Here is an 18,691-nt window from a genome sequence, read left to right on the forward strand (position 1 = left end):
GAACGCGATGGCGATCGTCGGTCCGCGCCGATCAGCTCCGGCCGTAAACTTCGGCACCGCCGCCGCGCGCAGGGCCGGCGGTAGGATCGACGCCTTCAGGAAGATCGACGACGAGCGAATGGGTCGTCAGGATCAGCTTGGCCACCGACACCGCATTCTCGAGAGCGGCGCAGGTCACCTTGACTGGATCAATGACGCCGGCTTCGAACATGTCGGTAAATCTGCCGCTCCTGGCATCGAAGCCCGTGCCGGGTTGCTCGGCGACGACCCGTGTCACGATCAGAGCGCCATCCTGTCCGGCATTGCAGGCGATGATCGCCAATGGGCGCTTGATCGCGTCGCGGACCAGCATCGCACCAGCTTGTGCGCCATCAACCTCCTGATCCACCAATGGATCGAGCCGCGCTGCGACCTGCGCGAGGGCAGTACCGCCACCGGCCACCACACCTTCGTCACGGGCAGCCCGGGCTGCGTTAAGGCCATCTTCGAGGAGTTGCGCCGTGCGTCTTTGCTCGACCGGCGTGGCGCCGCCTGCGAGCAGGAGTGCCGTCCCGCGGGTGAGCTTTGCAAGGCGATCGGCCAGCTTGTCGCGCTGGATATTCTGCGGTGCCTCGTCCCACAGCTTCTGGACCAGTTGCCGCCGCCCGTCGATGGCCGCCTTGTCGCCATTGCCGCCCAGGATCACGGTCGCGGATGCGGATACCCTCGCGCGCGTCGCATTGCCCAGATCGGCGATCGTCACCTCCTCGATCCGGGCACCCAGGTCGCGCGCGATCACCCGGCCACCCGTCATGATCGCGAGATCCTCCATCATCGCCTTGCGCCAATGGCCGAATTCCGGCGGATTGATCGCGACGACAGTGCCACGTCCCTGAAGCCGAGCCTGCATCACCGCCGCGATGACCTCAGGGGCGATCTCGTCCGCTACCAGCAGCAGCTGACGCCCGCTTTCCTTGAGCTGGTCGAGGATACGCAGGATCGGCTCGGCCGATGGCACTTTGTGGTCGGTCAGCAGGATCGCCGGATTGTCGAGTTCGGCGGCCAGGCTTGAACTGTCGGTCGCCATATGGTGCGATACGAATCCGCGATCGAGCACGAGCCCTTCGTCGACCTCCAGCCGCGTCGGTGAGCCCGGCAACGCATATTCGACATGGACGACGCCTTCGATGCCGACCCGCTCGAGCGCTTCCGCTATAAGCTCTCCCAGTGACGTCTCGGTGGCCGCGACGCTTGCAACCATGCGCAATTCGCCCTGACGCAGCGGCCGAGAGCCCTCTCGCAGTGCTTTGATGACCAGATCGCGGGCGTGGTCCATGCCGGCGACAACGTCGACCGCCTTGTGCTCGTGCCCGACCAGTTTCACGCCATCCTGCACCAGCGCATTGGCGAGCGCTGTCGCGGTCGTGGTGCCGTCACCGGCGATCTCATTGGTCTGGGCGGACACCTCGCGAACAACCTGCGCGCCCAGATTCTCGAACCGGCAGGGTAACTCGATCTCGGCCGCGATGCTGACACCATCGCGCGACACCAACGGCGTCCCGATCGGGCGATCCATGATGACGTTGGTTCCCTTGGGGCCGAGCGTACCGACGACAGCGCGGGCAAGCTGGTCCACGCCGCGCGCAAGCGCCGCCCTGGCTTCAGCATCGTAAAGCAGGATCTTGGCCATCTATCGTCTCCTGTGTGCGCCGCCATCCGTTGGGCGGAGCCTTGTCATTCCGGTCTGGCTAGGGAGATGGCACGCGCCCGTGGCGCGGCCGCCGCCCGTGATCGTGTCATTCGCATTGGAGCGCCTCGTCCATGTCCCCGAAGAGGATCACGGTGTTCTCGTCGATCATCACCATCCGGCCGTAATGGGTGGCGGTGGAAATCTCGAAGATGTGCGGTGTCATCTCGCGGCCGAGCGCCTCGCTGATCTCGGCCATGTCGAAGACGATCTTACCCTCGCCGTCCACACGGATCATCGCCGGCAGGTACGTAACCTTGATTCCGGGACGCTGTTCCATGATCTCCGCGATGCAGCGTGCCTCGACGCTGTCGTTCATCGTCACCCCGCATTGATGCGAAATGGTGCGTTCCCGGGTGATGTCCTTGAGCGGCGTGAAGAGCTGCTGCTCGGTGGTAACGGCCATGGTGTGGGTTCCTTTCGTCGCGCGATTATTCGACGGGCTCGGCGACCTGCAGCTCCGGCATCGGAATTTGCGTCGAGAAGACGCCGATCTCCGACACGATCGCCTGCAGGCGGTTGATCGCCGACGCATAAGATTCGGCGAACTGCGCGGATTTCACACGCGGCTGTGACCAGATGGGTTGCAGATCGAGCGCCGCCTGGGTCGCGATCGGCGAATATTTGTCGAACCAGCCCTGCAGCAGGCGCCGATTATCCTCACCATGCGCGGGATCGCGCACGAGGGTCGCAAAGAGCTCAACCGTATTGGCGAGGTTGCGCTCGTAATCCGCTTCCGCCGCTGAGATGACGGCGGGCGACGAATAGTCGCTCTGTGGCGCCGCGACCTGCATGACGAAACCGGAGCGGAACAACTCGCCGACCAGTGGCTCGAATAGCACGTTGACGATGAAATACTGCTCCAGGAAATCCTCGGCGCCGCGTGCAGATTCCACGAGTTCGCGAGCCTTCTGCCAGATCGAGTTCTCCAGCCAATTGCGCTTGCCGGCGTCGACGTCGAAGCCTTCGATGTCGAGCGCGATCTCGCCGAGATAGAGCGTTAGATCCTGCGCCAGCCGCAGCTTGTAGGACGAGTTGGTCAGGATCGCGTTGTTGACCATTTGGGTATAGCCGTAGCGCTGCGCGCGCATCAGCGCGGTGCCCAGGCCATATTCGGCATGCTTGAAGGCACCCAGATGATCTTGCAATATTTTCACCCACGCCTTGTCGAAGCGCCTCGGTGCGCCGGCGCGCCGTGCGTTGTCGATTACGTTCTTGATCATGCCGCAGATGGTCGACTGGCGTTGATAGTGCGTCCGTTCCCATTCCTGGTCGGGCGCGCGATAGAGATGCCAGTCGCTGCTCTTCAGCGCGGTCCACTCCTTCGAGTATGTCGGCGTGCCGTCCCCGAAGGAAATGATCCAATTCTGGAGGAGGTAGCGTTCGGGGTCCGGCTGGACGTCAACGGTGACGTCCTCGTAATGCGTCGCCCGACGCCCCTTCGGCTCGAAATAATTATAGGCGCGGCTATCCGATCCCGGAAAGGTCTTGGCGCCCGCCGCCGCGGACCTCTGCTCCTGCTCCATCACTCGTCCAGACATCGTCTTCTCCCTCTCTCTCTGTTGGGCATTCGGCCTCATGCTTGGGTGGCGGGCGTGAACTTGTCGAAATACATCCTGGCCGGGTCGATATCGGCCATTTGCAGGGTCGGCAGTGCGGCATCGATCATCGGCGGTGGACCGCAGCTATAGGCGTCCGCTTCCTCGGTATTCTCCATGTCGAGCAGGTGGCGGCGCAGCACGTCGTGGATGAATCCGGTTTCGCCGTTCCACTCCGAATCCGCTTCGACATGTGACAAGGCGGGAATGAACTTGAAGTCGGGCATCCGCGCTTCAAGGTCGGCGAAGACGTCGAGCGCGAACAGATCCTGCGTTGTCCGGGCGCCGTAGAAAAAGCGAACCGGGCGCGTCTCGCCGCTTGCCGCCTGGTCGAGCAGGATCGACAGCAACGGTGCCATGCCCGATCCGCTGCCGACCAGGATCATCGGCCCGTCGCGCTGCTCGCGACGGAAGCAAGAGCCATAAGGCCCCTTCACCGTGATCGGATCGCCGATCTTCGCCTCGCCGATCGCGGTCGAGAAGGCACCGCCGGGATAACGCTTGATGATGAACGCCAGGCGATCGGGCTCACTCGGTGGATTGCTCATCGAATAGGAGCGCGTGATCTCCGCGCCATGGAGCGTCAGGTCCACAAACTGTCCGGCCCAGAACTTCATCGGTTCGTCTAGGTCGATCGCGATGCGAACGATGTCGTGCGTCAGCGGCTCGACTCTCGCCAGCTTTCCGTTGAACGCCTTGACTGCGATCGAGCGCGACAGCAGGTCCTCGTCATAGTTGAGCAGCTCGACCTCGACGTCGCTATAGACGAGCGTCCGGCACAGCAGGACCTGACCGCTTTCCTTCTCCGGGTCGGAGAGCGCGAAGGTCGAATATTTGAGCATCTCGACATCCCCTTCGTTGAGGATGCATTTGCACGCGGAGCACTGCCCTTCCTTGCAGCCGTGCGGCAGGGTGACGCCCTGGCGGAAGGCTGCGTCGAGGACGGTCTCACCTTCCTTCACTTCCATCTCGACCCCTACCGGCTCGAGGCGCACCTTGTGCACCGCCGGCCTGCGCTGAGGCGTTTCCCGTCCCATGATCATTCTCCGTGAGGCAGTCGCAGCGGATGCCGGGGGAGGCGGCGACACCACCTCCCGGGTTGCCAGTGGGGGGTCAGATCCGGCGGATCTTGAAACCCTTGCGATAGTCCTCGACATGTTTGGCCCGCGCCTCGGGCTTCAGTTCGCGCAGCGCGAGCAGCGGGCTGCGGATGGTGTGGCCTCGGACATGGTCAAGCGTCCACATGTCCTTCTCCTCGAACGACAAATGCGGCTGAGCGATCAGCGTCTTGCCGTCAGGACGCACGAAGCCCATGTCAACGATGGCGTCGGCGAGATCCCAGCCGTCATAGACCTCTTCCCACTGGCGGCGGCCCGAGAAGCGGCCCATCGCCGGGGTCGGACGGCCCTGATATTCGGCGGCGAACGCTTCCTTGTGGGTCCAACGGTCGACCTCGCTGGCATAGGTGAACAGCTCGCCGTCCACCTCGTCGACGCAGAAGTCCTCGCGGACGACGCATGGCACCAGGCTCGACCAGCAGCGATGCGGATAAACGTAGCCGGTGTCGGCGAAGGTGATGATCTCGCTGCCGGGTTTGGAGAGTTTCTCGTAATTCTCCCACCAGGCGCCGAACTCGTCGTACCAGCCAGGATACTTGGCCTCGAACCATTCGAAGTCGCGCTCAGTCTGCGCCTCGATCCGCCAGAAATTCGCCCACCAGCCGGCCGAGATGGCCTGCGCGACCTTGTGGACATAGCCCTTCTTGACGATCGAATCGAACGCCTCATGGACGTCGTCGTGGTGGATCTTGATGCCGTATTGTTCGAGCGGCAGCATATAAGTGCGATAATAGTCCTCGAAGATCCAGCGGTGCCACAGCTCCGCGTAGCTCTCCTTATTCTTGTCGCGATTCTTGGTGCCATATTCGATGATCGTACCGATCATCGCGTCAACGAACATGTGGTTCTGCCAGAAGGAATAACGAATATCGCGTTCCAACAGCAGATGATTATCTGGCTCCTTCAGGACCGACATCAGCATCGAATGGCCGTTGCCGATATGGCGGCTTTCGTCGCTTTGGACCGAGAGGAACACGGTCGGCAACGCGTAGTCGCCGTTGCGTGCGGCCTCCGACGGCATCGCCACAAACAGCGTGTTGGTGAACGCCGTCTCGGCGGCGACTTGGAGATAGATATTCGATGCGGTGATCGCATCACCGGTTAGGAAGGCCTCGCCAAACTGCCGCCCGATCGTCGTCGCAGCGCATTTGCCGAACGCCTTCTCAGTGATGTCGAACCCGGCCGGATCGATATAATTCTCCATGTACCACTTCTTGAGGTTCATCTGGATGGTCGAGTGCCGGAACTCGTCCACCATCTGCATCGTGAAGCCGGTGCGCAGATGATCGCCGGGGGCGAGCTGCCCGAGCGGCGCCATTGCTCGGGCGGCCGAGATCTCGGGGAAGGGGATGATCGCCAGGAACAGCTTCATCCATTCAATCCAGCGCGGCTCGACGTTGCGGAACATGTCGCCGCGCAAGGCTGCGTCGAGCGCGCCATAGACGCGATTGTCCTTCTCTTCCTGCATGGGGAAATAGGAACGCAGCACCTGCTTCATCGGGTCGCGCGGCGACTTGCTGATCTTGTAGTCGGTCGGGAACGCCATCGCGTCCTGCACATAGGACGGCGTCCAGCCCAGGTCGGCGATGAGGCGCGTCGCCTCCCCGATACTGATGCCCTTCTGGCTTGTGATCTTGTTGAGTGTGAGTGCCTCAGTCATCGCTCATCTCCTTTCCCTGGCGCGGCGGGGCTTTTTGCGGTTTGGCTGTGACGACATGGCCCGATCATCAGGCACGGCCACCGCTTGAGTCCGCTCAGCAACATACGTGCCAAGGGGAGAAGTGCTGGATTTCTTGGAATAGGCGGAGCGGGGCGCGTCATCAATGCGACACGGCGCGCAACACTATTGTCCCGTCGGTCCGGAAGCTGAGCGCGGTCTACGGTCAGGCGCAGAAATGAGTAGTGGGGGGTGGATGGTTCCAGATGAAGGCGTTCACCGCTCGCCAATGCTTCTGCGCCAGAGAGCGCTCCACGCCGCCGGGACCGGAATAGCCGCTGCGGTAACGCGCAGCCATCTCGCCATTTGTTGCTGATCGACGGATCTGAAACCTCCGGGCTCGACGGCAATACCCATTGCCATATCGCGTCGTTCACCTGGCCTCGCGGGGGCGCATGACCCCGATCGATACAAAGGTATATCAATGCGGTTCGTGGCGTTGAGTCTCGCTGCGATAAATGTGCCTGAGACCCCAGCACGACGCTCAAATTCGGCGTTAGACGGAACCTTTCAGCGGATTTCACCACAACGATTGTGTCAAGTTGCGCCGTACGCTTAGCAGTTTCAACGGCGGACCTCCTACATGGAAAGTCAGCATCTGAGCGAGTTGGGGATTGCAGCTTATCGAGTTGACATCCTGCGGTTGGCCGGCGGAGCCGACTAACCGAAATAGTTCCTTGAATTCCGCCAACGCGGAACAATCTAAGGATGGGAGCTCCTGGATCCGATGGCGCCGAAGTTGCCCGAGCGAACAAAGCGGCTCGGAAAAGGGCCGGACGCAGGTCAGGGTGTACTCAGGCAATTCGCGTGGGAGATCAGATCTATCAATGTGTGTCTGGACGACCTTCGCTGCTTCCAGGCGAATGCGCTCGGTATCACTGGACCGCAAATGATGATTTTGATGGCTCTGACCGACTTGGAACGCGATGAAGGCGTTCCGGTCAATGTCGTTGCAAAATTGATGAAGATCGGCTCGTCCTTCATCACGAAACATTCGAAGGAGCTTGAGACCAAACGATTCCTGCGGCGCACTCCAGGCGCGAAGGATGCCCGCTTCGTACATTTGTCTCTAACAGAGAATGCTCGCAAACGTCTTGCGAGCATCGCGGCCCAGCAGGAAGAGCTCGATCAGTTTGTTTTTGACTATCTTGGTATTCAGGAATTCGCGAGATTGGCTGGCTGCCTTAGAGGAGTTAGGCATAGGTTAGAAAAAGCTCGCCTGCACGCTGAACTAAAATCTTGAGATGAACTGAGTCATCAGGATGGCGATCTCGCTTCCTGAAGCGATTCCCGTCTTCAGCGTCGTTGGAGAGGGAAGCATTGCGGAGGAGGATTCGATCGCGGAGCGCGTCGGCCTGTATCCGCTCGACCACTTTCGCGCATTCCAGTCACTCGGTGACGTCGGCACGAGCGAAGAGGACATCGCCGCACGGATTTCGTCGCGCCCGCAATTGTCAAGCAGCGTCTGCGCCTTGCCCTCGCGGCGCGAACATCTCATTTGAACTGCGATTTGCTTTCCTTGAGCAATCGCGCGTCGCGCGATCCGAAATCCAGAACCTGGCCCGCCTTACTGAGTAACGACAGACTGGATGGAGGTGTTTTGGATGCTTGAGGCGCAAGGATATATCGCAATTTCGGCCATCTACTTGGTCGTCGCCTGGGTTCACTGGCGGTTTTCAAACAAAGCTGACGTTGCTACCGGCCAATCGACGGCGAACGAGTCGAATGAGCAAGGAGCCAGAGAATGAACAAGGAGACCCTGATCATCTGCGCGAGTTACGCTGCCATCGCGCTGATCTACTTCGCGATGGCGATTGCTCATGCGCTGGGCATTTAGAAGAAGCCGGCGAGTGAGAGTGCACTCGCCGGCTTGATTGCTAGCTCTCAGGGCTGGATTTTTTCGGTATTGGTTGGCGTTGGCGAGCACCGAACACTGCTCATATAACCGAGTTTTTCGAGGTCGATGGACGAGTTAACATCGCGATTCAATCGTGACATCTCGATGACCTTCGATGTGGATGGCATTGCATGAGCCAAAGACAATGTCGGATCCTTCATTCCAGAGGCTTGAGTCTCTTGGGGTGCCGGAAGGGAGAACATGACATGTCCTTCCCGATTGGCAAAGGAAGCCCGCGCTGACTTGATCTGTAGGGCCATTTCGGAAATCTCAACTTGCTTGGTCTTGAGCTCTGCTGTGGCTTCCTTTTGCTGCCTCACAAACGAGGCGACGACATCCGCGAGCGATTCCGGGCGTGCAGCCTTAAGGGACTGATTGATCAAGTGCATTTCGGCAACTTCAGATCGCAACTCGAGTGAGAATTCGATCATCGTAATCGTACTCACAATGAGAGCGAAGCCAGCTATTCCAAACCCTAGACGCACGCACCACCGCGTCGTGAATATGCGTGCAATGGAGTTTGCAGCAGCGCCGAACCGCCCATGTGGGTGGAGTTCTCCCCGAGGTTTCGGATCGCCCTGAGACTTTCCCGTCAGCTCGCGCAATGCCGGCGGCATTTCGGGGCGCAGTCCCGCGGCTCGCAGTTCCTCTCGAATGACGGCGCCCGGATAATCGAGAACATCCGTATGATCTTCCGGCGGGTTCGCGTCGAGGCGAGCCAAGATCGTTTCGATCAGCGGTTTATCCATGTTTACTCCTCCAATTCAGCGATCTTGGTGCCAGACGGCGGCTTACGCTTGAGGCGCAAGTCGTTCCGTTCAAGCGCCAGAATGATGCGGCGCAAATTCTTCTTGAGCGCGTCCACTTTTTGAGGAGAAACACGCATGGCCTCGGCGATTTCACGCGAGGTTCTGAGCCCTGCGAGCATATGCATCGCCACTTGGTTGGCCCCTGGGTCCTGTTGTTCGATGAGTTGCGAAAGACCCGCAATCGACAGCGCGTCGTCTTGAGTGGGACGCGCGGGGAAGCGGATCACCGCTTCATCATCGAAATCGAACAACCTTGCGCCTGGTGATCTCATCTGATCGCTGCGAATGCTTCGCATGATGCCGACGAGATAGACGAAGAGTTCGTATTTGTTTAAATCAACCGTCCTGGTTGTGAAGCTCCGCGTAATGGCTTCTTGCGCAAGTTGTTCGGCTTCGTGCCGCCTGTTCGCTCGGCCGACACTCATCCGATAGGCGACAGCGAGGACTCTTGGATAGAGGTCGTCCCAATCGATGTCGTCCACCCAGTCCGGTCGTTTTTGCATCCTTCACCGCCTTGATCGAGGCATTCTAATGCTCGCCGCCGATCGGGTTGGCGAACAGCTGAATCTCATTGGGGTAGGCGAGCCTGCGGCAGGTTTTCATCCCACTCGATCAAATAAATTCAACAACATAAAATCTTCGCAAAAACAGCGGCCTGTTCTTTTGGCATGAGACTTCCGGCGCAACGGGCCGGCGATCTGCAAGCTCGGCTTCAAGGTGTTCAGCTATGGGCACTTCGCGAAGGGCCCGTCAAGGAGACGCTCGGGACGATCAATCAGCCGATCGTCATCGGCGTGTTGCCGTCCAGCCGGGCGACATCGTCAGCGCGGATGATGACGGCGTGATGGTCGTGCCGACGGCGACCAGCCGCGGTCGTGAAAATCGCAGCCGCATGTGACGGGAAGGAAGCGGGAGTCATGAAGGCACTCCTGGACGGCGATAGTCTCGAGCTTTCCGGGATGAAACGGGTGCTTTCCGCCAACAATTGCACTCGGGACTGACGCCGGGCGCCGCTTTTCGCGCCGGCGGCACCGGCAAGCGAGAATTGGCGGTGATGAAGGCGATCACACGGTTTCCTCCAGTGGCAAGAGCATCGCGCACATCCTGCATCACCTGATCGGCTTCGGTTCGCAAAATTCGCCGGCCACGTCATCCTGTTGGACGGCGAGCGTGCTGTCGAAAGCGAGCGAGACGGAAAGCCGTCCCCGCTCTCCTACTGAGCGGGGGCAGGAACTGTCTGGATCAGATCATCCAGCAGACCAGGTTCACTGCGGAAGACCAAACTTGATGCATGGGATCGGAGGCATCGAAGGGCGCTTCAATTCCATGAGTTGCGGTCTTGGAAAATGCAGGCCGCTACGGGCGCAGCCGGAAGATCGACCGAGCGCCAGGGCCTGGTAACCTGGCAGATTGCCCAAGGGTGAATGGCGCTTCGGGTCTTCTCACCAGCCCCGGGGTCCAAGGCCGAGCTCGTTTCCATCAGCCTTCCCGGGGGGCCACCAGGGAACAGAGGACCTTGGCTCTCCCGGCCAGCAAAAGACTCGTTTACGATTCATTGGCGATCCGGAAGATACGGAAACATATCAGATTGACGAGGCCCTCATGATCTGTATACGTATCATTTAGCTCGTTAATGATCTGAAAACGTTCATGTCCTCTACATCGGATCCGCTCCTCAAGGACCTTGGCCTGCGCTTTCGCAAGGCGCGCTTGGCCGCTCGCTTGTCGCAGCAGCAAATCGCCCAGCGGGCCAATATCAGCAGGCCTCGCTATCGGGACATCGAAACGGGGGCTGCCGCCGCCCGTGCAACCACGCTTGTCAACGTCGCACGCGCACTTGGCATGGAGATGATGCTGATCCCCCAGGCGATGGTGCCCGCTGTTCAGTCGATGCTCCAGCCTGCGGATAGTGATGATGATCGTCCTGCGTTCACGTCGGATGTCGAAGACGAGGAAGGATCATGAGCGCGACACCCCACGCCGCGGAGCGTATCCAGTCGCTCGATATCTCGTTGAACAATCTTCCGGTCGGCACCCTCGTCCGGACGCCCGGCGACTACAACGCGTTCAACCTCTTGCCTTCTTATCGGAGCTTGAACAACCCGCCGATCTTCAGCCTGTCGCTTCGATCGATCGATGGCGGCCTTCGCAGGGACCCGAAACCGATCCGCGGCGCACTTCCACCGTTCTTTGCAAACCTTTTGCCCGAAGAGAAGCTGCGCGAGGCGATGGAAAAACACCACGCGGCGTCAGTCAGGCCGGGCAACGATTTCGATCTGCTCACAGCTCTGGGAACCAATCTGCCCGGCGCGGTGCGCGCGCTGCCAAGTGACGGCATCCCCGTTCCCATTGGTCCGGAAGCGGAGGGCAACAAGAAGGCGCGCTTTTCGCTCGCCGGCGTGCAGATGAAACTGTCGGTCATGAAAAACACGGGAAAGGAAGGCGGGATCACGCTCGCCGTGGACGATGAACAAGGGCAGTACATCGCGAAATTTCCCTCCCTCACGCACATCGGCCTATCGGAGAACGAATTCGCAATCCTCGCCCTTGCGGAAGCGCTGGGGATGGACGTGCCCGCCCGTGAACTCGTCGACAGATCAGAGTTTGCCGGCATCCCGGAAGAATTCAACACCATGTCCACGGGCAAGGTTCTGCTTGTCCGCCGTTTCGACCGCGAGACTAGCGGGGCGCGCGTGCACATGGAGGATTTCGCGCAAGTGTTTGGCCGATATCCGTCCGAGAAATACACCGGCGCAGCCTATCACAACATCGCGGCAGCGCTGAACAGCGGCGTCTCCTTCGATGCAGCCATCGAATTTGTGCGACGCCTCGCCCTCACAGCGCTCACCGGCAACGGTGACATGCACCTCAAGAATTGGTCGCTGCTGTATCCCGGAGATGGCCGGACACCAACATTGTCGCCTGTCTATGACGTGCTTTCAACGATTCCCTACATCCCAAAGGACGGCATGGCGCTCAGCCTTGCCGGCGAAAAGTCGTTCAAGGCGCTGACCCAGGAGCGCTGGCGCAATTTTGCAAACCGCAGCCGTCTTCCGGAAGGGGCCGTGGTGACAGCAGTCGCTGAGACTGCGGCGGTTGCGCGCGACAAGTGGTTGGCTCTTCCGGAACGCGATGTAGTGCCTGCGCAGGTCCTCGAGCGGATCGATGCGCATGTCGATGAAATGGCGGCCATCCTCGACCTTTAAGGCAGGTCTTGGAAGCGCACATCCCCCGATCCTGCCATCGCATAAGGGATGTTGCCGAATGCACTCGCTCACAAATTTTCCGGCCAGGCTTCCGGGCGTCATGCAAATCAAGAGGCGACGGTCCGTTCTCGAAGGCGATCTTCCTTCTGCGGCTGAAGGCGAAGACATTCGCCCGCGCATCAGCTCTTGCCCGACCTCGTCATCGAGGTCAGCCCGGATGCGGCTGCGACAATCCTCGTCGCAACGAAGCGAGGAAATTGCCGCATGGATCGACAGGGAGCCGCGCATCCGATTGACGGCGATAAGAACACCGCGATGCGACCAGCGAGCCGGGTGGAGACCGGCACTCGCGGCGTTCCCTGCGGCGCAAGCCGGCCGGTCCAGTTCGGAACGGCCGTATGCAGAAACCCGCCGAGCATCGCTGCGAGGTACCCGAACTGCATTTCTTCGAAGGGTCTCCAGCAAATACGCCAGCCACAGTGGGATCACCGCGCCGGCATAGATTAACCCCAGCAGGAAGAACGCGGAAGCTGTAGGCCGTCGCGGGACCTTGGTCGTTGTGAAGGCGCGGGACCGACATACGGGGCTTCCCCTACTTGGAGTGGGGGCTTGACGGCTTCCATTTTCTCGAACAGCGTCGCAAACATCTGCTTTGGCCTTGCCGGCCTGCGGCACCGCCTTGGCTGGCTTGATGTTGGTCGGCGTGCCGACCACGATCATCGCCACGTGACTATGGCGTAATGCGGCAGCCACTTCACGCCATAGGCGCCGGCCTGATCGGATTTCACACTCATGTCTTCGCCATTCTTGCCGACGAAGGAAGCCGCGCCGTCCGGCAGCATGCCCTGATGCTTGCGGCATTGTGTCCCCTGTCGGCGGCAACGAATTTGACGGTGTCGCCGGGTTCGATTTTCACCGGCGCCGGCTCGAACACCATGAGGCCGCCATCTGAATCTTTGTTCAGCATCTTGACCTCGATTTCGGCCGCAGCAGCGAAGCTCGTCACGGTCAGCATCGCTGCGGCATCCAGAAGCAGCGCATTGTGCATTGTGATCTCCTGTCGTCTCGCGTTGACGGAGTTCGACGATATCCAGGATGTCAAAGTGACCGAGGAGCGCGGATGGAGGGGTAACGCGAGTCCTTGCCGGGAAAAACTCGCGCCGCCCCTTGAAACCTTTTCCGGGCTTCTTAATCTTTTCGGCGTCGCGACCGCGGCGATCGGGATGCTCTCGGGGCCCGCGAATGAGTCGGGCGCCGGACGGTGTCCAAAGCCTGCTCGTACCCATCTTGCTCCAGGGAGGATTTGGCTATGAGGTATGATTGGACTCCCCTCGGGAGATCCGCCATCGGCTTCGACCGTCTTTTCGACGTTCTCGACGAGGTGCAGCGGACTGCCGAGGAGAGCTATCCCCCTTACAACATCGAACGTCTCGACGAGAACCGTTTCCAGATCTTGGTGGCGCTGGCCGGATTCACGCCGGACGAGGTCGCGCTGACGGTCGAGCAGAACGTCCTGACCCTCGAGGGCCACAAGAGCGAGAAGGAAGAGAAGACCTACCTGCATCGCGGCATCTCGGCGCGCAATGTCAAGCGCCAGTTCACGCTCGCCGAGCATGTCGAGGTCAAGGGCGCCCGCTTCGAGAACGGTCTGCTCATCATCGAGCTGCAGCGGGAGATCGCCGAGGCGACGAAGCCGCGCCGCATCGCGATCGACGGCATCGCTGCGAGCAACGTCACACAGATCGGATCCCGGTTCGCCTGATCGGTCCCGAAATCTGAAAAATCCGAAATTGCCGCCGCGAGGACCTGCGCGGCGGATGCTGCAACTCGTCCTGGATCAGGAGGCGACCATGCGGCCGACGACCGCGCCTGACGACAACATTGTCGATTTCAACTCTTTCCTTCATCCCGGCGCCCGTTCGAGCACCCGCGGGGTGTAGTCTCACGCCCAGGCCTCAGCTTTTCCGAGAAGCGCGCCATCCTGCCTTATGAAGCACCGGATGCGACCGCGATCGCGTCGTGCCCGCCGGTCAGGGCTCCCGAAGGGCTCAAGGCGCCGGTGACCATCGACGAGATCCTGGAAGCGCTCTGCGTGCTGGATGGCGGCCCGCGGCAATTGCATGCCGGCGTCGCTATCACTGTCCCGCGTTTGGGCGCCTTCTTCCATGACCGCTCGAAGCTGCCGTCCGATCCTCGCCAGCAAGACGCCGCCGGCGACATCTATCGGCATCGCGCAGGATAATGATCGACCCACATCGCCGGCGCCCTGATCAGACATTCCCGCCCGCCGAAGCCAGACGGATCTTGCGGCGGCTCGGACACCTCTCAGGGTGCGAGCTGGCTCAACATGATTGAGATCGAGATCGAGCGTGTTGCGGGCAAAATGCCTCTATTGCTGGATCGATGATCTCACCGATTGCGCCGCGCGATCACCGCCGGGGAACGGCAGTGGGATGCCGGGACGCTCCCGCATCAAATGGATGTTCGCAATAGACAAGGCCCGCGCCAAAATGTCGAAGCGATCCCGACCTTTCCAAAGAGTCATGGTCACTGTGCAGAGGCACGCGTGTGGTCGAAGGCGGGTAGCGGCGTCCCTAGCTGCTTATGTCCGAAAGCAAACGCACGGCTTGTCCGAAGCTCGCCAAGCTATCGCGAACGCGACATTGCACACGACAAACCAGGGGCAATGAAGGCCGGTTTGGCGCTGGCCTCAATCCTGCAATCGCGAAGGCTGCGTGTGTAAAGCGGCGTCACAGCATCAGCAACGCAACGATTTTGGACTGCGGTCAGACCCTCTGCCCGTCGCAGGGTGAGCTTCGACGCATTTCCATCTCGGTGTGTCGCTGATGCATGCGCTGCGGCGACATGCGTGAAACAGATGTCGTACCCGGTCCACCGAAGGACGGGTGCAAATTTCTGTGCGTGATCAGCCTTCGTTCGATGATGACGCACATTATGGGGTGATGATGCGATTTGAAGTTCTTACCTGGGGTGCCGCAACAGCTGCGCTCGTTGCAAGCGGAGCGGTCAATTCAACAGATCTTAGGCCGACAGCAAAAGTCCCGCCGAGACCGTGGAGCTGGAGCGGAGGATATATCGGCGGACACGTCGCCGGGGGCTACGGCCGGACGTCGTTCAGTGATCCCTATGGCCCGTCAATCTACGGGGACGTCGTTGATACGCCTGCATTCCTGGCCGGCGGCCAGATCGGCTACAACTGGCAGAGGGACCGCTGGGTGTTCGGCGTCGAACTGGAGGCGAGCCGTGCTGTCTCGGACGGCACAAACACCTGTCTTGCCTTCTCCAGCGTTGCTGTGATCGCAACCTGCAACGCGGGTCCAAGCGTCCTTGCCACGGCAACCGGTCGTGTGGGTTACGCTTTCGGCCCGCACGGCCACACGCTGGCCTACGTCAAAGGCGGCGCCGCTTGGCAAAACAATCGCGGTGCGATCGCCAATCACAATGAATTCCGGGACAGGAACTTTGCCGGCTTCCCGCGGCATACGACGCAGTTCGATGACGGTCGCTTCGGCGGGACTGTCGGCGTCGGCATCGAGCAGCAGCTCACACCCGCCTGGTCCGTCAAATTTGAGTACGACTATATGGGGTTTGCCGGCCCTCGCGTGGCGACCCCTCCAACCGTGCAGCGTCCGCCCCTTGCGATCATTCCTGCCAGCACCAGCAGCCTATCCAGCGATTATCACGTCGGTAAAGTCGGCTTGAATTATCACTTTGGCGTCGATCCGAGGGCGGAATGGGCCGATGCGCCGCTGCACCCCGCAACAGCGACCGCCGAAGCCAAGCCTGTTCTATCGACAGGCGACTGGTCGCTCGAAGGCGGCTCACGGGTCTGGCTCAGCCGGGGAGCTTTCCAGTGGGACTACACAATTCCGCCCCGGTTTCCAGGAGATGAGAGCGTTCCCAGTTCCAGGCTCACCTATCAGGGGCTCGACGGAGTGTCCGGCGAGTTGTTCGGACGCCTTGACAGCCCCTTTGGGATATTCCTGAAGGGCAATATCGGCCTCGGACGCTTCAACAAAGGAAAGATGAACGACGAGGATTCGAGCATCTTGAACCGTGCCTATTCCAACACGTTATCAGGTCAGGCGAACGGACGGTTCGTGTACTACACGGCGGACGCCGGCTACGATTTTCTGCGCGGCAGCACCTACAAGCTGGGCGCATTTATCGGATGGACCTCCTACGGCCAGAAGTCTGATTCGATAGGTTGCGTGCGGATCGCCTCGTCCTCGCCGGCCCGGGCATGCGCGGGGCAGCGGCAGATCATCGGCAGTCAAGACACCAATTGGAATGCGCCGCGCATCGGCCTCAGCGCCGAGGCTTTGGTGCTTGAACGCTGGCGCGTGAGCGCCGACGTAGCTTACCTGCCATGGACCGATTTCACTGGTCGCGACAACCATCTCCTCCGCCCAGCGACAACTTTCTACGATCAGCGCGGAGACGGTGGTGGAGGCCTTCAGGTGGAAGGGGTGCTTTCCTACTTTCTCACCAAGAATGTCAGCATCGGAGTTGGTGGCCGGTATTGGTCAATGTGGACCAGGAAGGACAGCGATGTGACCTACAACGCCAATTTAGAGAATACCCGCGTCCAAGGGCCTGCTCTTGCGAAATACCGCATGGAACGATGGGGTACGTTCATCCAGGCCTCCTACAAATTTGACTGACAAGCCAGGTGGCTCTGCACGGTGTTTTGACCGGTTGCGTGCGGCGGCGGTCAGATGTCGTGCGCGACAAGTGATCGCCCTTCCAGAACGCGATGTCGTTCTACGGGACCCTGATAGTTGCGCGAAGGCGCGCGACCGACATACGGGAGCTCTCCTACTTGGAGGGAGTCTTGGCGGCTTCCAGTTTCTCGAACAGCGTCGCAAACATCTGCTTGGCTTTGCCGACCTGCGGCACCGCCTTGGCCTGCTCGATGTTGGTCGGCGTGCCGACCACGATCATCGCCACCATGCCCAAGGCGTAATGCGGCACGCACTTCACGCCATAGACGCCGGCCTGATCGAATTTCACGCTCATGTCTTCGCCATTCTTGCCGACGAAGGGAGCCGCGCCGTCCGGCAGCATGCCCTTGATGCTCGCGGCATTGTGTCCCTTGTCGGAGGCAACGAATTTTACGGTGTCGCCGGGCGCGATTTTCACCAGCGCCGGCTCGAACACCATTACGCTGCCGTCAGAACCCTTGTTCAGCATCTTGATCTCGATTTCGGCCGCGGCAGCGAAGCTCGTCATCGTCAGCATCACTGCGGCGGCCAGAAGTAGCGCCTTGTGCATTGCAATTTCCTGTCGTGGCGAGTTGACGGGCCACTAACTAGAGCTGGAAGGCCGGTCGAGATTTGAGCTGACGCAATCTTTCCGAAGAATCTCCCTTTTGTGATCACTCTGGAGCTGCCGCGGAGAGAAAATGCCGGCAATCGACCGTTCGGTCGAGATCCCGTTGTTTTCCTGACTTTCACCTGGAGAACTCGAAACTTCGCGTCCGGCGCGCTCCGTCCGCTATGAGAAGGACACCGCTGTCGTCGAGCGGGGCCCGATGCGAAGTTGTTTCTCGTGCTGTTGCACGGCCATTTGCGCGTTGACAACACGGCGCCGTGCTGTCCGTCGGTAGCGCGGCAACGGCTGGCGGCGAAATTTGCGGTGCTTGCGGTGAATGCGCTACAGACCGTCGGCCGCCGGCTGCAGGACACTCAGACGCGGGTGCTGGAAATGTCGCGCGAGCCGGTCGAGCAGCGGGTTTCGCATGCTGTTACGCCTTTCCGAGCAGGTCGGCGGCAAGACCGACCCGGGGATCGATATCCTGCATCCGGTCAGCCAAATCCTCGGTGTATGGCGCAACGGGAGTTGGTTGAAGGCGGTCGCCAGTGGATCGTTCTGCGCAATCTCATGAGTCGTTCGGGCTTGCCGAGGCCAGCCGAGGCGGTTTCGGCCAACCTCAACGTAATTTGCGCGGGCTCGCGCAGCCGTTCCAGAAATTTTCTCGAGATCGATCCCGTGTTCGCGGTAGGCCTCGTCGACCGCGTGGAAGGTCGCGATCAGGCCGCCGGCGAAATGCATGCTGAAATCGAGGGAGATTCGTATGCTCGAAGGCGAACGCTGTATGATTGTGTCGACAATCAGCTCGATGGTCGGGAACGCGATCTCTATCATGGTGCCAGTCTGCGCGTCTGGCGTTGCCGCCTGTTGTGTTAATGCAAGCAGCACGGCGATGACCGCTTCGCCGGATTGACGGACAACGGCTGCGCGTCGTTCTTGACCTGCGTCAATGCCCCGGCGGCAAGCGTTGCTAGTGTGCACTCTTTGTAGAAGTCTCGCCAAGGCGCTGGATGCGCGACCGTTGCATGCTCCTCAGGCGGGCGAGGGTACCCTGCGAGATGGAAGCAATGGGCGAGCGAGCAATGTGGGAAGGGATTTCGACGGCCCCGTACGAGCGAGCGCTCGAGCTCGCTGTGATCGAAGGCAATCGCGTGCATCCGCTGATCTTCGCCTGCCGTCGCACTCCGAGCGGCTGGGTCAATGATACGACCCGTGAGCGGGTTGTCGTCCATCCGACGCACTGGCGTCCATGGCCTTCGAAAGACTAGTTTGCTCCAGCTCCCCTC

Annotated in this window: 19 protein-coding genes; 8 read left to right on the forward strand and 11 right to left on the reverse strand. The window is 60.5% G+C overall.

The features are described from left to right. Nucleotides 1–31 precede the first annotated feature (31 nt). The 5 genes from groEL to RAD10_RS22655 form a co-directional block, all read right to left on the reverse strand. Entirely contained in the window at nucleotides 32–1,669 is a 1,638-nt protein-coding gene (gene groEL / locus RAD10_RS22635; RefSeq protein ID WP_461619295.1) for a chaperonin GroEL, read from the reverse strand. 106 nt (nucleotides 1,670–1,775) lie between these two features. Then, entirely contained in the window at nucleotides 1,776–2,132 is a 357-nt protein-coding gene (locus RAD10_RS22640; RefSeq protein WP_375848153.1) for an MmoB/DmpM family protein, read from the reverse strand. Nucleotides 2,133–2,157: 25 nt separating this feature from the next. Next, nucleotides 2,158–3,267 carry an aromatic/alkene monooxygenase hydroxylase subunit beta gene (locus RAD10_RS22645; RefSeq protein ID WP_461619296.1) on the reverse strand — a complete coding sequence of 370 codons (1,110 nt, stop codon included), beginning with the start codon at nucleotides 3,265–3,267 and terminating at the stop codon, nucleotides 2,158–2,160. Between the two features lie 35 nt (nucleotides 3,268–3,302). Further along, nucleotides 3,303–4,361 carry a 2Fe-2S iron-sulfur cluster-binding protein gene (locus RAD10_RS22650; RefSeq protein WP_461619297.1) on the reverse strand — a complete coding sequence of 353 codons (1,059 nt, stop codon included), beginning with the start codon at nucleotides 4,359–4,361 and terminating at the stop codon, nucleotides 3,303–3,305. Nucleotides 4,362–4,437: 76 nt separating this feature from the next. Then, nucleotides 4,438–6,102: a ferritin family protein gene (locus RAD10_RS22655; RefSeq protein WP_375848156.1), complete on the reverse strand. Its 1,665-nt coding sequence runs from the start codon at nucleotides 6,100–6,102 to the stop codon at nucleotides 4,438–4,440. 784 nt (nucleotides 6,103–6,886) lie between these two features. Here RAD10_RS22655 and RAD10_RS22660 point away from each other — a divergent pair. Next, nucleotides 6,887–7,402 carry a MarR family winged helix-turn-helix transcriptional regulator gene (locus RAD10_RS22660; RefSeq protein WP_375848157.1) on the forward strand — a complete coding sequence of 172 codons (516 nt, stop codon included), beginning with the start codon at nucleotides 6,887–6,889 and terminating at the stop codon, nucleotides 7,400–7,402. A gap of 19 nt (nucleotides 7,403–7,421) precedes the next feature. Next, the gene (locus RAD10_RS22665) at nucleotides 7,422–7,661 is read left to right on the forward strand and encodes a hypothetical protein (RefSeq protein WP_375848158.1); all 240 of its coding nucleotides are present in this window, start codon (nucleotides 7,422–7,424) and stop codon (nucleotides 7,659–7,661) included. Between the two features lie 382 nt (nucleotides 7,662–8,043). Here the strand turns inward: RAD10_RS22665 and RAD10_RS22670 are convergent, their stop codons facing one another. The 3 genes from RAD10_RS22670 to RAD10_RS22680 form a co-directional block, all read right to left on the reverse strand. Continuing rightward, complete coding sequence (locus RAD10_RS22670; RefSeq protein ID WP_375848159.1) at nucleotides 8,044–8,805, reverse strand: hypothetical protein; 762 nt, start codon at nucleotides 8,803–8,805, stop codon at nucleotides 8,044–8,046. 2 nt (nucleotides 8,806–8,807) lie between these two features. Then, nucleotides 8,808–9,368 (reverse strand): RNA polymerase sigma factor, encoded by a 561-nt coding sequence (locus RAD10_RS22675; protein WP_461619298.1) that lies wholly within the window; start codon nucleotides 9,366–9,368, stop codon nucleotides 8,808–8,810. Between the two features lie 272 nt (nucleotides 9,369–9,640). Then, complete coding sequence (locus RAD10_RS22680) at nucleotides 9,641–9,784, reverse strand: hypothetical protein (RefSeq protein WP_375848161.1); 144 nt, start codon at nucleotides 9,782–9,784, stop codon at nucleotides 9,641–9,643. A gap of 731 nt (nucleotides 9,785–10,515) precedes the next feature. Here RAD10_RS22680 and RAD10_RS22685 point away from each other — a divergent pair. Both RAD10_RS22685 and RAD10_RS22690 read left to right on the forward strand, forming a co-directional pair. Continuing rightward, a complete protein-coding gene (locus RAD10_RS22685; RefSeq protein WP_375848163.1) occupies nucleotides 10,516–10,830 on the forward strand; it encodes a helix-turn-helix domain-containing protein in 315 nt (104 codons plus the stop codon). Continuing rightward, nucleotides 10,827–12,071, forward strand: coding sequence for a type II toxin-antitoxin system HipA family toxin (locus tag RAD10_RS22690; protein ID WP_461619299.1), 1,245 nt, complete (start codon nucleotides 10,827–10,829; stop codon nucleotides 12,069–12,071). The genes RAD10_RS22685 and RAD10_RS22690 overlap by 4 nt, the downstream gene beginning before the upstream one ends. Nucleotides 12,072–12,250: 179 nt before the next feature. On the opposite strand, the gene RAD10_RS22695 is transcribed toward RAD10_RS22690, so the two are convergent. Both RAD10_RS22695 and RAD10_RS22700 read right to left on the reverse strand, forming a co-directional pair. Further along, entirely contained in the window at nucleotides 12,251–12,514 is a 264-nt protein-coding gene (locus RAD10_RS22695; protein ID WP_461619300.1) for an NnrS family protein, read from the reverse strand. Nucleotides 12,515–12,861: 347 nt separating this feature from the next. Then, the gene (locus RAD10_RS22700) at nucleotides 12,862–13,119 is read right to left on the reverse strand and encodes a plastocyanin/azurin family copper-binding protein (protein ID WP_458176468.1); all 258 of its coding nucleotides are present in this window, start codon (nucleotides 13,117–13,119) and stop codon (nucleotides 12,862–12,864) included. A 261-nt stretch (nucleotides 13,120–13,380) separates the two neighbouring features. Here RAD10_RS22700 and RAD10_RS22705 point away from each other — a divergent pair, with 261 nt between their 5' ends. The 3 genes from RAD10_RS22705 to RAD10_RS22715 all read left to right on the forward strand — a co-directional run bounded on the left by RAD10_RS22705 (nucleotide 13,381) and on the right by RAD10_RS22715 (nucleotide 16,756). After that, the gene (locus RAD10_RS22705; RefSeq protein ID WP_461619301.1) at nucleotides 13,381–13,833 is read left to right on the forward strand and encodes an Hsp20 family protein; all 453 of its coding nucleotides are present in this window, start codon (nucleotides 13,381–13,383) and stop codon (nucleotides 13,831–13,833) included. Nucleotides 13,834–14,130: 297 nt separating this feature from the next. Next, nucleotides 14,131–14,313 (forward strand): hypothetical protein, encoded by a 183-nt coding sequence (locus RAD10_RS22710; RefSeq protein WP_461619302.1) that lies wholly within the window; start codon nucleotides 14,131–14,133, stop codon nucleotides 14,311–14,313. A 664-nt stretch (nucleotides 14,314–14,977) separates the two neighbouring features. Then, entirely contained in the window at nucleotides 14,978–16,756 is a 1,779-nt protein-coding gene (locus tag RAD10_RS22715) for an outer membrane protein (protein WP_461619303.1), read from the forward strand. 154 nt (nucleotides 16,757–16,910) lie between these two features. On the opposite strand, the gene RAD10_RS22720 is transcribed toward RAD10_RS22715, so the two are convergent. Continuing rightward, the gene (locus RAD10_RS22720) at nucleotides 16,911–17,366 is read right to left on the reverse strand and encodes a pseudoazurin (RefSeq protein ID WP_270163375.1); all 456 of its coding nucleotides are present in this window, start codon (nucleotides 17,364–17,366) and stop codon (nucleotides 16,911–16,913) included. 267 nt (nucleotides 17,367–17,633) lie between these two features. On the opposite strand from RAD10_RS22720, the gene RAD10_RS22725 reads away from it, so the two are divergent. Then, entirely contained in the window at nucleotides 17,634–18,281 is a 648-nt protein-coding gene (locus tag RAD10_RS22725) for a hypothetical protein (RefSeq protein ID WP_461619304.1), read from the forward strand. Nucleotides 18,282–18,691 lie beyond the last annotated feature (410 nt).

The sequence above is a fragment of the Bradyrhizobium sp. 23AC genome, assembly GCF_054863025.1.

Bases quoted from the DNA above. Each gene is read 5' to 3' on its own strand.
- groEL (WP_461619295.1), bottom strand. From the start codon at position 1,669: ATGGCCAAGATCCTGCTTTACGATGCTGAAGCCAGGGCGGCGCTTGCG.
- RAD10_RS22640 (WP_375848153.1), bottom strand. From the start codon at position 2,132: ATGGCCGTTACCACCGAGCAGCAGCTCTTCACGCCGCTCAAGGACATC.
- RAD10_RS22645 (WP_461619296.1), bottom strand. From the start codon at position 3,267: ATGTCTGGACGAGTGATGGAGCAGGAGCAGAGGTCCGCGGCGGCGGGC.
- RAD10_RS22650 (WP_461619297.1), bottom strand. From the start codon at position 4,361: ATGGGACGGGAAACGCCTCAGCGCAGGCCGGCGGTGCACAAGGTGCGC.
- RAD10_RS22655 (WP_375848156.1), bottom strand. From the start codon at position 6,102: ATGACTGAGGCACTCACACTCAACAAGATCACAAGCCAGAAGGGCATC.
- RAD10_RS22660 (WP_375848157.1), top strand. From the start codon at position 6,887: ATGGCGCCGAAGTTGCCCGAGCGAACAAAGCGGCTCGGAAAAGGGCCG.
- RAD10_RS22665 (WP_375848158.1), top strand. From the start codon at position 7,422: ATGGCGATCTCGCTTCCTGAAGCGATTCCCGTCTTCAGCGTCGTTGGA.
- RAD10_RS22670 (WP_375848159.1), bottom strand. From the start codon at position 8,805: ATGGATAAACCGCTGATCGAAACGATCTTGGCTCGCCTCGACGCGAAC.
- RAD10_RS22675 (WP_461619298.1), bottom strand. From the start codon at position 9,368: ATGCAAAAACGACCGGACTGGGTGGACGACATCGATTGGGACGACCTC.
- RAD10_RS22680 (WP_375848161.1), bottom strand. From the start codon at position 9,784: ATGACTCCCGCTTCCTTCCCGTCACATGCGGCTGCGATTTTCACGACC.
- RAD10_RS22685 (WP_375848163.1), top strand. From the start codon at position 10,516: ATGTCCTCTACATCGGATCCGCTCCTCAAGGACCTTGGCCTGCGCTTT.
- RAD10_RS22690 (WP_461619299.1), top strand. From the start codon at position 10,827: ATGAGCGCGACACCCCACGCCGCGGAGCGTATCCAGTCGCTCGATATC.
- RAD10_RS22695 (WP_461619300.1), bottom strand. From the start codon at position 12,514: ATGCAGTTCGGGTACCTCGCAGCGATGCTCGGCGGGTTTCTGCATACG.
- RAD10_RS22700 (WP_458176468.1), bottom strand. From the start codon at position 13,119: ATGCACAATGCGCTGCTTCTGGATGCCGCAGCGATGCTGACCGTGACG.
- RAD10_RS22705 (WP_461619301.1), top strand. From the start codon at position 13,381: ATGAGGTATGATTGGACTCCCCTCGGGAGATCCGCCATCGGCTTCGAC.
- RAD10_RS22720 (WP_270163375.1), bottom strand. From the start codon at position 17,366: ATGCACAAGGCGCTACTTCTGGCCGCCGCAGTGATGCTGACGATGACG.